16 protein-coding genes, 1 pseudogene and 1 riboswitch are annotated in these 13861 nt (G+C 73.8%); of the genes and pseudogenes, 7 read left to right on the top strand and 10 right to left on the bottom strand.

Going from position 1 to position 13861, the window contains the following annotated elements; all coding sequences use genetic code 11:
• The first annotated feature begins 4 nt into the window (after positions 1-4).
• The 5 genes from RB146_11305 to RB146_11285 all read left to right on the top strand — a co-directional run bounded on the left by RB146_11305 (position 5) and on the right by RB146_11285 (position 4987).
• Positions 5-1564: an ABC transporter ATP-binding protein gene (locus tag RB146_11305; protein ID MDQ7829557.1), complete on the top strand. Its 1560-nt coding sequence runs from the start codon at positions 5-7 to the stop codon at positions 1562-1564.
• Positions 1561-2706: an ABC transporter permease gene (locus RB146_11300; protein MDQ7829556.1), complete on the top strand. Its 1146-nt coding sequence runs from the start codon at positions 1561-1563 to the stop codon at positions 2704-2706. Before RB146_11305 ends, RB146_11300 begins: the two co-directional genes overlap by 4 nt.
• Positions 2703-3584, top strand: a complete 882-nt coding sequence (locus RB146_11295) for an ABC transporter permease (protein ID MDQ7829555.1) — start codon at positions 2703-2705, stop codon at positions 3582-3584. Before RB146_11300 ends, RB146_11295 begins: the two co-directional genes overlap by 4 nt.
• Positions 3585-3963: 379 nt before the next feature.
• Positions 3964-4440, top strand: a complete 477-nt coding sequence (locus RB146_11290) for an NUDIX hydrolase (protein MDQ7829554.1) — start codon at positions 3964-3966, stop codon at positions 4438-4440.
• A 169-nt stretch (positions 4441-4609) separates the two neighbouring features.
• On the top strand, positions 4610-4987 hold the full coding sequence (locus tag RB146_11285) for a hypothetical protein (GenBank protein ID MDQ7829553.1): 378 nt from the start codon (positions 4610-4612) through the stop codon (positions 4985-4987).
• Here the strand turns inward: RB146_11285 and RB146_11280 are convergent.
• A pseudogene (locus tag RB146_11280) lies at positions 4921-5190 on the bottom strand (thioredoxin family protein). The gene RB146_11285 and the pseudogene RB146_11280 overlap by 67 nt on opposite strands.
• A 12-nt stretch (positions 5191-5202) precedes the next feature.
• The gene (locus tag RB146_11275) at positions 5203-5673 is read right to left on the bottom strand and encodes a hypothetical protein (GenBank protein MDQ7829552.1); all 471 of its coding nucleotides are present in this window, start codon (positions 5671-5673) and stop codon (positions 5203-5205) included.
• 41 nt (positions 5674-5714) lie between these two features.
• On the opposite strand from RB146_11275, the gene RB146_11270 reads away from it, so the two are divergent.
• Positions 5715-6152, top strand: a complete 438-nt coding sequence (locus tag RB146_11270; GenBank protein MDQ7829551.1) for a hypothetical protein — start codon at positions 5715-5717, stop codon at positions 6150-6152.
• Entirely contained in the window at positions 6152-6352 is a 201-nt protein-coding gene (locus tag RB146_11265) for a hypothetical protein (protein MDQ7829550.1), read from the top strand. The genes RB146_11270 and RB146_11265 overlap by 1 nt, the downstream gene beginning before the upstream one ends.
• Positions 6353-6450: 98 nt before the next feature.
• Here RB146_11265 and RB146_11260 read toward each other — a convergent pair whose 3' ends face one another.
• From RB146_11260 to ribD, 8 genes are all read right to left on the bottom strand, one after another.
• Positions 6451-6948: a periplasmic heavy metal sensor gene (locus RB146_11260; GenBank protein ID MDQ7829549.1), complete on the bottom strand. Its 498-nt coding sequence runs from the start codon at positions 6946-6948 to the stop codon at positions 6451-6453.
• Positions 6945-7466 (bottom strand): zf-HC2 domain-containing protein, encoded by a 522-nt coding sequence (locus RB146_11255; GenBank protein ID MDQ7829548.1) that lies wholly within the window; start codon positions 7464-7466, stop codon positions 6945-6947. The genes RB146_11260 and RB146_11255 overlap by 4 nt, the downstream gene beginning before the upstream one ends.
• Positions 7453-8130, bottom strand: a complete 678-nt coding sequence (locus RB146_11250; protein ID MDQ7829547.1) for an RNA polymerase sigma factor — start codon at positions 8128-8130, stop codon at positions 7453-7455. The genes RB146_11255 and RB146_11250 overlap by 14 nt, the downstream gene beginning before the upstream one ends.
• Before the next feature lie 75 nt (positions 8131-8205).
• Complete coding sequence (locus RB146_11245; GenBank protein ID MDQ7829546.1) at positions 8206-9822, bottom strand: amidohydrolase; 1617 nt, start codon at positions 9820-9822, stop codon at positions 8206-8208.
• The gene (gene ribH, locus RB146_11240) at positions 9819-10286 is read right to left on the bottom strand and encodes a 6,7-dimethyl-8-ribityllumazine synthase (GenBank protein ID MDQ7829545.1); all 468 of its coding nucleotides are present in this window, start codon (positions 10284-10286) and stop codon (positions 9819-9821) included. Before ribH ends, RB146_11245 begins: the two co-directional genes overlap by 4 nt.
• Positions 10287-10292: 6 nt before the next feature.
• A complete protein-coding gene (locus tag RB146_11235; protein MDQ7829544.1) occupies positions 10293-11522 on the bottom strand; it encodes a bifunctional 3,4-dihydroxy-2-butanone-4-phosphate synthase/GTP cyclohydrolase II in 1230 nt (409 codons plus the stop codon).
• Positions 11519-12145: a riboflavin synthase gene (locus tag RB146_11230; GenBank protein MDQ7829543.1), complete on the bottom strand. Its 627-nt coding sequence runs from the start codon at positions 12143-12145 to the stop codon at positions 11519-11521. The genes RB146_11235 and RB146_11230 overlap by 4 nt, the downstream gene beginning before the upstream one ends.
• Before the next feature lie 2 nt (positions 12146-12147).
• Positions 12148-13317 carry a bifunctional diaminohydroxyphosphoribosylaminopyrimidine deaminase/5-amino-6-(5-phosphoribosylamino)uracil reductase RibD gene (gene ribD / locus RB146_11225; protein MDQ7829542.1) on the bottom strand — a complete coding sequence of 390 codons (1170 nt, stop codon included), beginning with the start codon at positions 13315-13317 and terminating at the stop codon, positions 12148-12150.
• A gap of 112 nt (positions 13318-13429) precedes the next feature.
• Positions 13430-13574, bottom strand: a riboswitch (FMN riboswitch).
• Positions 13575-13861: the final 287 nt, after the last annotated feature.

The following is a 13861-nucleotide window of genomic DNA, read 5'->3' as shown; positions in this document are numbered from 1 at the left end:
CGGCGTGACCACGTCCGTCGAGCCGGCCGGCGACGGCGCGCCCTTCCTGGCGGCACGCGGGATCACCAAGCGCTTCCCCGGCGTGCTCGCCCTGGACCGCGTGGACCTGGAGGTGGACGCCGGCCGGGTCCACGCGGTCCTCGGGCAGAACGGCGCCGGCAAGACCACCCTCATGAACGTCCTCTTCGGGCTGGTGCAGCCCGATGAGGGCGCCGTCTACCTGCGGGGTCGTCGGGTGCACATCCGCTCCCCGCACGACGCCCTGGCCCTGGGGATCGGCATGGTCCACCAGACCCGCCGCCTCGTGGCCGCCCACACCGTGCTGGAGAACCTGCTCCTCGGGCACCCGCAGGCCCGCGGCCTCCTCAACCCGCGCCACGCCCGCCGCGAGGTGGAGGCGCTGTGCGCCCGCTACGGGATCGCCCTCGACCTGGGGGCGCGCGTGTGGCAGCTCTCCGAGGGCGAGAAGCAGTGGGTGGAGATCCTCAAGGCCCTCTACCTGGGCGCGCGCATCCTCATCCTGGACGAGCCCACCTCGGTGCTCACCCCGCCCGAGGTGGAGCGCCTGCTGGCCGGCCTGCGCACCCTCGTGCGCGACCAGGGCGTCACCGTCCTCCTGGTCACCCACAAGCTCCCCGTCGTCATGGCACTCAGCGACACCGTGACGGTGCTGCGGGCGGGCCGGGTCGTGGCCCGCCTCCCCACCCGCGAGGCCACCGAGGAGCGCCTGGTGGCGCACATGATCGGCCGCGACATCGCCCCGCCGCACCTCACCGACGCCGCTGCGGGGGAGCGGCCGGCGCTGCTGCGCGTGGAGGACCTGGCCGCCTACAACGACAAAGGGGTGCTGGCCCTGCGCGGCGTCTCCTTCGCGTTGCGGGCGGGCGAGATCCTGGGGATCGCCGGCGTCACGGGCAACGGCCAGGAGGAGCTCGTCCAGGTGCTGGCCGGCCTGCGCCCGCCGGCCGGCGGGCGCGTCCTGCTCGACGGTGCGGACGCCACGTGGTGGCCGCCGCTGGAGCGGTGGCGGCGGGGGATCGGCTACATCCCGGCGGAGCGCGTCGAGGTGGCCTCCATCGCTCCCTTCACGCTGGTCGAGAATACGGCGCTCACCTTCCACTTCGACCCCGCCTACACGCCGCGGGCCCTCCTCGACTACCCGGGCCTGGAGCGCCTCACCCGGGAGATCCTGACCAGCTACGCGGTGCGGGCGCCCCACCCGCACGTCCCGGCGCAGCACCTCTCCGGCGGCAACCTGCAGAAGCTCATCCTGGGGCGGGTGCTGGCGCGGCGTCCGCGCGTGCTGCTCGCCCACCTGCCCACGCAGGGGCTGGACGTGGAAGCGGCCGCCTTCGTGCGCGGCCGCCTCCTGGAGGCGCGGGCCGCCGGTGCGGGGGTGCTGCTGGTCTCGGAGGACCTGGACGAGATCCTCTCCCTGAGCGACCGGGTGGCGCCGATCTACGAGGGCCGCCTCGTGACCGTCCTGCCGCGGGCGGAGGCCCACCCCGAGACGGTCGGCGCGATGATGGCGGGGTGGCGGCGGGAGGCCGCCGCACACGCGTGAGGGTTGGATCCTACCTCCTGACCGTGGAGCCGCGGCGGGCCTCCTCGCCCCTGCACGGCGTGGTGACCGCCGTCGCCGCCATCGTCGTGGCGCTGGTGCTGAGCAGCGTCCTCTTCCTGCCGGCCGAGGGCGGTCCCCTCCACGCCTACCGGGTGGTCTTCGCCTACGCCTTCGCCGACCGGTACGGCTTCCTGGCCACGGTCCACCGGGCCATCTACCTGCTGCTGTGCACCTTCGCCTTCCTCGTCCCCTTCCGCGCGGGCCTGTGGAACATCGGCCTCCCCAGCCAGGTGTACGCGGGGGGGCTCGCTGCCTTCGCCGTCCCGGCCCTGCTGGGTGGTCCGGACCTGACGACCCCGCCCGTGGCCCCCGGCCTCCTCGTCGGGCTGATGGTCGTCGCCGGCGTGGCGGGCGGAGCGGTCCTGGCCGCCGTGGCCGGGCTCCTGCGCGCCCGGCTGAACGTGAACGAGATCCTGGTCACCATGATGCTGAACTCGGTCTTCTTCTGGCTCGTGGCCTACATGATCAAAGAGGGCGGCCCCTTCATGAGCGCCACGGGCGAGGGGGAGGGGTTCGGCCTGCCCGCCTTCCTCCACGCGCCGCTGTGGGCCGGCATCCCCTTCACCGCGCTGCTGGCCGTGGGGGCGGCGGCGCTGCTGGACTGGCTCTTCGCCCGGACGGCGCTCGGCTACCGCATCCGCGCCTTCGGGCTCAACCCGCAGGCTGCCCGCTACGGCGGGATCGACCCGCTGACGCTCCCGCTGCTGGTCTTCGTGGTGGGCGGCGCTTTCGGCGGCCTGGCCGGGTACCACTACTTCGCCGCCGTCCCCGGCGTCTACAAGATCCCCGGCAACTACGGCTACTACGGCGACCTGGCCTTCTACGGCATCATCTGCGCGCTGATCGCCCGGGGCAGCGGCGTGGGGGCCGTCCCTGTGGCGCTGCTCTTCGCGGGGCTGTCGCTGGGCGCGCGCCTGGCCCAGGGGCAGCTCCACCTGCCCTTCGGCGTCGACTACGCGCTGCTGGGGCTGCTCATGATGACCTTCGTGGCCTCGCACGTGCTCTACCAATGCCAGCCGGTGTGGCGCCCGGCCGCCGCACCCGCCGTCCCGCCGGTCTCGGCCGACGCCGCGGAGGGGTGAGCGCCGTGCTGGAGCTGCTGGCGCGCAGCCTGGAGGCCTCGACCATCTTCCTCTTCGCGGCGCTGGGGGAGCTGGTGGACCAGCGCGCGGGGGTGCTCAACGTCGGCCTGGAGGGGCTGATGCTCTCCGGCGGCACCCTGGCCTTCATCGCCACCCAGCTCACGCGCGACTACCTGCTCGGGTTCCTGGCGGCCCTGGCCGTGGGCGCGCTGCTCGGCGCCGCGCACGGGTTCTTCGCCATCACCCTGCGCGGGGACCAGGTGGTGAGCGGCATGGGGCTGTGGATCCTCAGCTTCGGCCTCACCACCTACATCGGCAACCCCTACACCGGGCCGCTGGGGCTGGAGCGCATCGGCACGTGGCTCGGCCTCTCGCCCTTCGTCTACCTGGCCGTGGCGCTCGTGGGGGCGACCTGGTTCCTGCTCTTCCGCACCGGGGTGGGGCTGGCCATCCGGTCGGCGGGGGAACACCCGGGGGCGGCGCAGGCGTCCGGGATCAACGTGGGGGCGGTCCGCTACCTGTGTGTCACGTTCGGAGGGATGCTGGCGGGCCTGGCGGGGGCGGTCTACAGCCTCTCCTACAACCCGGTGTGGAACTACAACTTCCTGATGGGCTGGGGGTTCGTAAGCCTGGCGCTGGTCTTCTTCTCGATGTGGAACCCGTGGGTGCTGCTGATGGGGGCCACGCTCTTCGCCGCCATGTGGCAGCTCTCCCTCAACCCCGAGCTGGTGCTGCCGGGGATCCTGTCGCGCTACATCTGGCGGGCGCTGCCCTTTGCCATCACCATCGTCATCCTGGCCGTCATCTCCGCGCCCTGGTTCCGCACGCGCTGGGGACTGGCCAAGCCGGAGGCCCTGGGGCGGCCTTACATCTCGTAAAGGTCAACACGTGCAAGCCGATTCGCTTGGCAAATGTGATTAGACTCTCTCTTCTGGTATCCTGATAACCCACTCAATCGAAGGCCGCCCTACAGAGGAGTGGATGCGCACATGGGGGCAGGACCCTCTACGGGTCGGACAGCCCCCTGGGGAGCCATCACCGTAATGGTCAAGAGCGTGGCAATTAAGTCCGCGAAGGGTCTAAGCGCACCGGGACCCCCCGCCATGAAGTCCCGGCTTAGGTCACGTATCCATATCTAAACTAAGACATTCTAAACCAAGACATCCGCGTCCAGATGGGGATCCCATGTCTCATGACTCGGCGCGAAGGTCTCAGAAGCCCCTCGCCTACCCCCTGCTACCCAGCCCCGACGACGTGGTGCGGCGCCTGCGCGAGCGCCACGGACCGGCCATGCGGTTTGCCCTGGCCCTGGTGGAACATGCGGGCCGCCTCGTGCTGGTGCGGCTGCGCGATGACCAGCTGGTGGACCGATGGCTCCCCCCCGGCGGGGCGGTCGAGCCCGGCGAGACGCCGGAGGAGGCGGTACGCCGCGAAGTGCGGGAGGAGACCGGGCTGGAGCTGGCCTGGGCACAGCCCCTGGGCGTGATCCAGACAGGGCGCGTGGCCCCGCAGGCGGGCGTGGTCGAGTCCACCACCACGGTCTTTGCCGCCCTCGCCGCAGGCGGCGAGCTGCGCCCCGAGGATGCCGGCGAAATCGCCGAGGTCCGCCTGGCGCCGCCTGCCGACGTCGAAGCCTTCATCGCCGCGGGCCGCTTCGGGGACGCCCACCCCTACCTGCGCGCGGGGACGATCGCCTGCTACTGGCGGTGGCGCGGGGGCGCCGGCGGTCGGTGACGCGGTCCGGGGAACCGGAGCCGGAGCACGGCCGGCCAGCGGCGGGAGCTCCGAAAGGCGCAGGAGCTGCGAAATGTCCCGATCTGGCCGGATTGCAGTCTAATCTCGGGAGGTCGTGGGCACGTCTCTAGTGTCTGTCCGAACACGTTCCGGGCCATTCTGGAGGCTCATGGCCGTACCGAAGACGCCCTACCACACCATCAACGACTGGGCCGAGCAGATCGCCCTCGCCCTCCTCGACCGCCAAGCCTGGTTCCGCCGCGGGGTCCCGGGGGATGCGCTGGGCGCCCTCACCGGCCTCAACGAGCTGCAGGTGCGGCGGGGGTGCTGGCACGGACGGTTGCACGGGCTCTTCCAGTACGAGGCCGGGAGCGGGACGTACTGCCTCACGCCGCTGGGCGTGGCCCTGGCCCGACGCCTGAAGGCGATGCGGGCAGCGGAGACTGACCCATTTCGGCAGGTCGGAGAGGTCGACGCGCTTCAGCCGTCGGACTCGATCGGGGTGGTCTCCCCCGCGGTGTCCGACCCCTCCCCCTCGGCCTCCTGACCTTCCGCCCCACGCAGCACCGCCTCCACGAACTGCCGCTCGGGCAGGGCCCCCACGATCTCGTAGGCGTCGTTCACCACCGTCTTCGGCACGGCATAGACGTTGTACCGCTGCGCCAGGTCCGGGAACTCGGAGACCTCCACGACGTCCGTGCGCACGCGCGGGGAGGCGATGGCCAGGTGCGCGGCCAGCCTGGCCGCGCGGGGACAGTGTGGTCAGGTGGGGGTGACGAAGACCTGCAGGTGCACGTCGCGGCCGAGCCCCTCCAGCCGCGCCACCGTCTCAGGGGCTAGGTCGGGGCGGCCGCGGGAGACGCCGATGACCATCTCCAGCAGCGTCACCAGCTCGTACCCGCCGGGCAGCCCCACGTAGCGCAGCCCCAGGTCCTGGGGCGGGCCGCCGTCGGTCTCCCGCAGGAAGACCAGCGTCGGCGCGTAGGCCACCCCGTAGCGGGCGGCCAGGTCGCCCTGGGAGACCAGGCTGGCCTCCTCGACCCGGAGCCGGTCCGAGAGCGCGGCCACCTCGTGCACCAGGCGGCGGGTGTACTCGGGGATCTCCGAGTCCTGCCCGGCGAGGGCGAGCCCGCCCAGGGTGGGCAGGAAGAGCAGCAGGCGCACCGGCGCCTCCAGGTCGGCGGCGAAGCGTCGGCGGATCACCTCGGCGTCCCGGTCGGTCAGGAAGGGCATGCTATGCTCCTCGATGGGGCGATGATCATCCTCGTACTGTGATGGACGACCCACTGGTCCGCGACACCCTGGTCCTCCGCCATCTGAGAGGATACCCCGACGAGCTGCGCCACTACAGCAACCTGATCAAGCAGGCCCACCCGCGGGGCATCTCGGCGATCGACTTCCTCCTCAGGCGGCCGTCCGCCGGCGATTCGTTCGTCGCCGCCGTGGCGCGCCTGGTGGCTGCGGGCGAGGAGGTCGTGAGCCCGGTCGAGGTGGCGGAGCGGCTCGGCCTCCACCCCCGCACCTTCTTGGAAACGGTGGCGGCGCACCCCGCATTCCCCGCCCCGCTCTTCGCCAACGGCGACCGGCGGCTGTGGCGCGCCGCCGAGGTGGAGAGCTTCCTGCAGGCGCACCCCGAGGCCGTCGCTTCACCTTCAGAGGGACGCGTCGCTTCGCCTCCGAAGGGGCGCGAGGGCCCCGGGCCGGGCGACTAGTGGGCAAGCTGCGGCTTTCCGTCGTCTGCAAGGCCTGCGGCCGCACCTACTTCACCGGCCGGCGCATGGACCGCCGGTCCTTCGAGCAGGGGACGCTGGCGGCCAACTACCACACCTGCCCGCACTGTGGGGTGCGGGCCACCTACCGGAAGAGCGAGTACCTGGTGGAAGAGGAGGGTCCGGCGGCCCCGGCCCGGTGAGGAGGGGGCTCCGGCGGCCCCCGCCCCTTGAGGAGGAGCATCAGGCGGCGCGGGCAAGCGACCGCCGCGGGTCGGCCCGCCGGATCGCAACGCGCGAGCTACTGCCGCCCGCCGCCGCCCTGCTCGACCAGCCGACGGACCTCCTCCAGCAGGCGCAGCGTCTCCGCCTCGAACCGCTCCTGGATCAGCACGAAGCGCGCCTGCTGCTCCACCGTGAGCGCCGCACGGATCTCCCGCAGCACCCGCTCCCGCCGGGTCTCGATCTCCCGGCGCAGCGCGTCCAGCTCGGCCACCTTGGCCCGGATGGCCGCCTCGTCGCGCGGCCGCTGCCGCAGCAGCGCCCGCAGCTCCTCGCGCAGGATCAGCGCCTGTCGGCCCAGCTGGAGGCGGATCTCCTTGAGGGTCTTGATGCGCGGGAAGATGCGGGCGATTTGCGCCTCCGTCAGGTCCAGCTCGTCGACCAGCCGCCAGATGAGCAGGGCCTCGATGATGCGCTCGGCGCGCGGGTTGGGGGTGGGCGGCTGGCTCAGCGCCGGCAGTGGGACCAGCAGCAGCGCCACCGCCAGCGCGAAGGCGGCCCGCCTGAGCGTGGTCACGGGGCTGCGGGCGGCAGGTCGTCGAAGAGGGGCTCCTGTTCGACGGCTCCCATGCCGGCCCGCCAGAGCTCGACGGCGTGACTGAGGGCCGGCAGGACGCCGCGCACCTCCGGCGTGACGTAGGCGGCGAGCCGACCCGGCGGAGAGGTGGTCTCGGGCGGGGCGGAGCGCTGCTGCCCGAGCGCCAGGGTGAGCACGGCGACGAGCGCCGCCGTGGCAGCGGCCGTGCCCAGGGCGCGCGGCGGCCGCGCGAACCACCGGCGCAGCCGTACCCCCAGCGGGAGGGGCTCGGCTCGCAGCCGTCCCTCCAGACCGGCCATGAAGTCGCCCCAGAAGCCTTCGGGTGCCACGGGCTCGGGCACCGCCTGGAGGAGGGCCACGCCCTCCTCCAGCTCCGCAGCCTCGGCCCGACAGCGTTCGCACCCGGCCAGGTGCGCGAGCAGCGCCCGGCGCCGGTCCGGGTCCAGCCGGCCGGTCACGCCCTCCAGCAGGAGCTCCCGCGCCCTACGGCACCTCATCGCCCACCCGGGCCCCCGCCCCCAGGCCTGCCGTCAGCGTCGCCACCGTCTCCTCTCCCAGCACCGCTCCGAGCTGGCGGCGCAGCTTGCGCAGCGCCGCAAACATCGTCGCCTTGACCGTCCCCTCCGCGCACCCCATGACGCGCGCGATCTCGGCGTAGGGGAGGTCCTGGTAGACCCGCAGCACCACCATGGCCCGCTGCCTGGGCGGCAGGGCGGCCACCGCGGCACGTACCGCCTGCCGCAGGGTGCGGGCCTCGGCGCAGGCCTCCGGGGCGTCTTCGGGCGGGGCTTCGGCGGTGACCTCCTCGAGGTCCACCCAGGTCTGGCGCCGGCGCTGCTGGTGGAGGTCGAGGCAGAGGTTCACGGTGATCCGGTAGAGCCAGGTGCGCAGGTGCGCCCGCCCGTCGAAGCGCGGCAGCGCCCGGTAGGCGCGGATGAAGACTTCCTGGGTGATGTCGGCGCTGTCCTCGTGACTGCCCACCAGCCGCCGTGCCGTCCGGTAGACCGCCTCCCGGTACTTGATGACGAGGGCGGCAAACGCGCTCTCCTCGCCTCGCCGGAAGGCCTCGACCAGCCCGGCGTCCTCTTCCGTCAGCCCCTCACCCCGCCCGAATGGCAGCCCCGCACCCCGCCCGGCCGCCGACCGCTCCTGCTCCTCCACGCCCGCCTCCCGCCGCGGCGGTTCGGGGTCCGCCGTTCTCCCCCCTTCAAGAGACGTAGCCAGGCGCTCCACGGTTTAGTCCGGCCCCTCCAGCCCGGCCAGCGGGCCCTGGGCGAAGACGATCTCCCCTCCCACGGCCGTAGCCAGCACCCGGGTCTGCCGCAGCTCTTCCGGCGGGACGCTCAGCACGTCGCGGTCGGTGAGGATGAAGTCGGCCACACATCCCGGGGCCAGGCGCCCCGCCCACTGCTCGGCCCCCGCGGCCACGGCGGCGCCCACCGTGTAGGCGCGCAGCGCCTCCAGCGGCGTGATGGCCTCCTCGGGGTACCAGGGCGCCTCGCCGGGGCGCCGCCGCGCTACCGCCGCGTAGAGCCCTTCCCAGGGGTCGGGCGTCTCCACCGGTGCGTCCGAGCCGAAGGCCACCACGGTCCCGGCGTCGAGCAGCGACCGCCAGGCGTAGGCCCAACGGCAGCGCCGCCCCCAGTAGCGGTCGGCGACCTCCCGGTCGGCGAGGGCGTGGATGGGCTGCATGGACGCGATGACCCCCAGGGCGGCCAGGCGCGGCAGGTCGTCGGGGTGGAGGAGCTGGACGTGCTCGATGCGGCTGCGCACGCCCCGGGCCTGCGCCAGGTCGCGCACCGCCGCGACAGCGTCCAGGACGTCGCGGTTGGCACGGTCGCCGATGGCGTGCACCACCGGCCACCACCCGCCCTCGACCGCGCGCGCGACCAGTGCCCGCAACGCTTCCCGGTCGTGGACGGCGATGCCGGTGTTGTTCGGCTGGCCGTCGAAGGGCTCGAGCATGCTGGCCGTCTGGGAGCCCAGGGTCCCGTCGGCGAAGATCTTCACCCCGCCCACCCGCAGCCACGCGTCGCCGGTGCCGGTGCGCAGCCCGAGCGCCAGCGCGGCCTCGAGCCGGTCCACCGGCACCGTCATCCAGACGCGCAACCGCAGGCGCCCGGCTGCGTGCACCTCCTGCAGGACGGTGAACGCCTCGGGGCCCTCCATGTCGTGCACGGCGGCGATCCCGAGGCGGTGAAGGGCGCGCACCGCGTCGGCGACCGCCGCCTGCGCCATGGCCGGGTCGGGGCGCTCGATCAGGGGCGCGACGAGCGCCTTCGCCTCTTCCTTCAGCAGGCCGGTGGGCCGGCCGGCACCGTCGCGCACGATCTCCCCGCCGGGCGGATCGGGCGTGCGGGCGTCGATGCCGGCGGCGGCCAGGGCGGCGGAGTTCACCCACAGGAGGTGGCCGTCCTTGCTGGTGAGGGCGACGGGATGGCCGTCGCTCACCGGGTCGAGGTCGTCGCGCGTGGGCCAGCGCCCTTCCGCCCAGCGGTTGCGGTCCCAGCCGCGTCCCAGGACCCACACCCCCGGGGGCGTCTGGCGGACCGCGGCGGCGACGGCGGCCACCGCGTCGGCCAGGGAGCGGCACTCGCGCAGGTCGAGGCGCCGCAGGCTCAGCCCGTAGGCCAGCAGGTGGATGTGGCTGTCGCTGAGCGCCGGTAGCGCCCACCACCCCCCGCAGTCCACCCGGCGGTGGTGGGGGAAGGCCTCCCGCAGCGTCGCGTCGTCCCCGACCGCCAGCACGCGCCCGTGCGCCACCGCCAGGGCGGTCGCCTGCGGCAGCGCGGGATCGAGCGTGCGGGCGCGCAGGCCGGTGAAAAGCGTGACGGGCGCCGGCCCGCCCCTCACAGCCCCGCCTCGCGCAGCGTGCGCATGAGCGTCCCCATGGCGATGGCCGCCAGCGCCCCCTCCCGCCCGCGGTTCACCTCGTCGCCGGCGCGCGCCGCCGCCTGGGCGGGGTCGTAGACGGCCAGCACCTGGTTGATCACCGGCACCCCGGTCTCGTCCGCGGCCCGGGCCAGGCCGTGGGCCGCCTCCCGGGCCACGTGCTCGAAGTGCGCCGTCTCCCCGCGGATGACGCACCCCAGCGCCAGCACGGCGTCGTAGCCGCCGGAGGCGGCCAGGCGCCGCGCCACGAGCGGCAATTCCAGGGCACCCGGGACCCAGGCCACGTCCCACGCCGCGCCGCGCTCGCGCAGCGTCGCCTCCGCGGCGGCCAATAGCCGTTCGGTGATGCCCAGGTTGTAGCGGCTCACCACGATGGCGATGCGCAGCCCGCGCCCGTCCTCGCTCCCCTGCCAGACCGCGCCCATGGACGCTCAGTCGATGGAGAGGAGGTGGCCAAGCTTGTGGCGCTTCGTCTGCAGGTAGCGGTAGTTCTCGCGGTTGGGCGGCATCTCCAGGGGGACCCGGTCCACCACGGTGAGGCCGTACCCCTCCAGCCCGGCGCGCTTGCGCGGGTTGTTGGTGATCAGGCGCAGCTGCCGCACGCCCAGGTCGGCCAGGATCTGCGCGCCCACCCCGTAGTCGCGCGGGTCGGGCGGGAAGCCGAGCAGCAGGTTGGCCTCCACCGTGTCCTTGCCGTCGTCCTGCAGGGCGTAGGCCTTGATCTTGTTGGTCAGCCCGATCCCCCGCCCTTCCTGACGGATGTAGACGACCACCCCGCGCCCTTCGCGTGCGATCATCGCCAGCGCCGCCTGCAGCTGCTCCCCGCAGTCGCAGCGCAGCGACCCGAAGACGTCCCCGGTCAGGCACTCCGAGTGCATACGCACCAGCACCGGCGTCCCGTCGGCCACCTCCCCGCGCACCAGGGCCAGGTGGCTGCTCCCGTCCAGCGTGTTCTCGTAGACGACGGCGCGGAACTCCCCGTGGCGGGTGGGCAGGCGCGTCTCGCCCTCGCGGCGGACGAAGGGCTCGCGGGCCTTCCGGTAGCGGATGAGGTCGGCGATGGTGACGATGCGCAGGTCGTGCTCCGCGGCGAAGAGGGCGAGCTGCGGCAGCCGCGCCATCGTCCCGTCGTCGGCCAGGATCTCGCAGAGCACGCCCACCGGCTGGAACCCGGCCAGGCGGGCCAGGTCCACGGCGGCCTCGGTGTGGCCGCTGCGGCGCAACACGCCCCCCTCCATGGCCATGAGCGGGAAGATGTGGCCGGGCCGGGCGAAGTCCTCCGGCCGCGACGACGGGTCGGCCAGCGCCCGGATGGTGGCGGCACGGTCGAAGGCCGACGTCCCCGTGGTGGTCCCGTGGCGCACGTCCACGGTGATGGTGAAGGCGGTCCCGTGCAGGGAGGTGTTGCGGTCCACCATGAGCGGCAGGTCGAGCTGGCGCAGCCGCTCGGCCGGCATGGGGACGCAGATGAGCCCGCGGCCGAAGCGCGTCATGAAGTTCACGGCCTCGGGCGTGACCGCCTCGGCGGCCATCACCAGGTCGCCCTCGTTCTCCCGGTCCTCGTCGTCCACGACGATGACCATGCGCCCGCGGCGGATCTCCTCGATGGCCTCCTCGGCCGAGGCGAAGACCCCTGCGCGCTGCGTCTCGGGCTGGCTCATCGCCCCTCACCGTCCTCCGGCCGGAGCAGCCGCTCGACGTACCTGGCCACGACGTCCACCTCCACGTTCACGAGATCGCCCACCGCCTTCGTCCCCAGCGTGGTGGCGGCGAGCGTGTGCGGCACCAGCGCCACCCCGATCCGCCCCCCGTCGCGCACCGCCGCGACCGTGAGGCTGACCCCGTCCAGGGCGATCGCCCCGCGCTCCACCACGTAGCGCTCGAGCCCCGCGGGCAGCGCCACCTCGAGCCACCGTCCTCCACCCTCGCCGGCCACGGCGGTGACGGTGCCGACGCCGTCGACATGCCCCTGCACGAGGTGGCCGCCGAGCCGCCCGCCCACCGGGACGGGGCGCTCCAGGTTCACCCGGTCGCCGGGACCTCGGACGCCCAGCGTGGTGCGGCGCAGCGTCTCGGGGACCAGGTCGAACTCGGCCACGAGCCCGTCGCCGTCATCTCCGCCCGAGAGCGCGGCCACGGTCAGGCAGACGCCGTCCACGGCCAGGCTCTCCCCCACCTGCACCGGCCCGAGGTCACGGGGCACGCGCAGCCGCAACCGCCGCCCGTCCGGCCGCGCCTCCACCGCCAGGACGTCGCCTGTGCCCTCCACGAGCCCGGTGAACACCGTCAACGCATCCGGTGCAGGTCGGCCGTCCTCCGGCCGACCACCGACTCCGGCGCCTGGGGCAGGTACCCCTCGATCAGGACGTCTTCCCCCAGCCGCCTGACGGTCACCTCGCGCAGCCGCAGCAACGCGCGCCCGGCGAGCGGTGCGGGGCCGCCGGCGGGGGCGGGGGCGTCGCGGGCGCCCACCAGCCCCGGCGCCACCACGACCGCCACGCGGTCGGCCATGCCCTCGGCCAGGACGGCCCCCTGCACCGTACTCCCGCCCTCCACCATGACGCTGAGCATCCCCCGCGCCGCGCACCAGGCCAGCACGGCGCGGATGGCCGGGCGCCGTCCCGGCAGGATCACGACCTCGGCCCCCGCCGCCCGCAGCGCCGCGGCGCGCTCCGCAGGCGCGTCCTCCCCGGCGAAGACGATCGTCGGCGCCGGCGAGGGCTGGCGCAGCATGCGCGCGTCGAGAGGCATGCGCAGCCGGGAGTCCAGGACCAGCCGCGCAGGGTCGCGGCCGCCCGGGATGCGGCAGGTAAGCAGCGGGTCGTCGGCGAGCACGGTGTTGATCCCCACCATCACGGCGTCGTGGACGTTGCGGAGCTCGTGGGCGTAGCGCAACGAGCGGGCGCCGCTGATGGGCGTGGGGGCGTCGGGGCGCGCGGAGAGGCGGCCGTCCAGGCTCATCGCCCACTTCAGCGTGACGAAGGGCAGCCCGGCGCGGCGGTGCTTCAGGTACGCCTCGTTGAGGCGGGCCGCTTCGGCTTCCAGGACGCCCTCGGTGACCTCGAGCCCGGCCGCCCGCAACGCCGCCACCCCTCTGCCGTCGACGTGGGGGTCGGGGTCACGGCCGAGCGCCACGACCACGCGGGCGATGCCGGCCTCCAGGATGGCGCGCGTGCAGGGACCGGTGCGCCCCTGGTGGGGACAGGGCTCGAGCGTGACGTAGAGGGTCGCGCCGCGGGCGCGCGGGCCGGCGTCGCGCAGGGCCTCGACCTCGGCGTGGGGCTCGCCCGCCCGGCGGTGGTAGCCGCACCCGACGATCTGCCCGTCGCGCACGACCACCGCTCCCACGGCCGGGTTGGGGCTGGTACGCCCCAGCCCCTTGCGAGCCCAGGCCAGGGCCTCGCGCATGTACCGCTCGTCGTCGCCCGGCTCGGTCCCGGCCCGCGGTCCGTCCACGCCGCCTGGCACCTCCCTGCCCCCCGGGCGGCTGGAACGTCTCCGCCCGGAGCGATGACCTCCGGGCGGAGATAGCCGGGTGCCTCTGCCGCCGGGAGCGACAGAGGGATCCGGCGACCTTCTCCCATCCGGACTGTACCGTCGGCCCCGGAATCTCACCGGGTCTGCGGCGCGGCACCTGCCTGCCGCGCCGCTCGCGGGCTTTACCGCCGGTCGGGAATTGCCCGCTACGGGCTCACCCTGCCCCGAAGGTCGTCGCTAGTCGCTATAGGAACCGACAACTATAATAGCAGACCGGCGAAGCACCGGCACGAAGAGGATCCTGCCGGGCCTTGCGGCGGCTGACCGGGGGGCGAGGAAACTGCCCGGGCGCACCGGCCGCCACGGAGGCGATGCCGTGCTGCACGCGAAGCGAGCCGGCCGTATGCTTCACATCCGCTCGAGGGCTTCAGTGTAGAAGCGCGCCAGCTCACCCATCTCCTCCGGGGTCTTCTTGCGGAAAGCCGCATAGCCCAGGTACCACGGGAACAGGATATGGCACCAT

The sequence above is a fragment of the Armatimonadota bacterium genome (genome assembly GCA_031081585.1).
Lineage (GTDB): Bacteria > Sysuimicrobiota > Sysuimicrobiia > Sysuimicrobiales > Humicultoraceae > Geohabitans > Geohabitans tengchongensis.
This window is presented reverse-complemented; position numbering and strand designations above follow the sequence as displayed.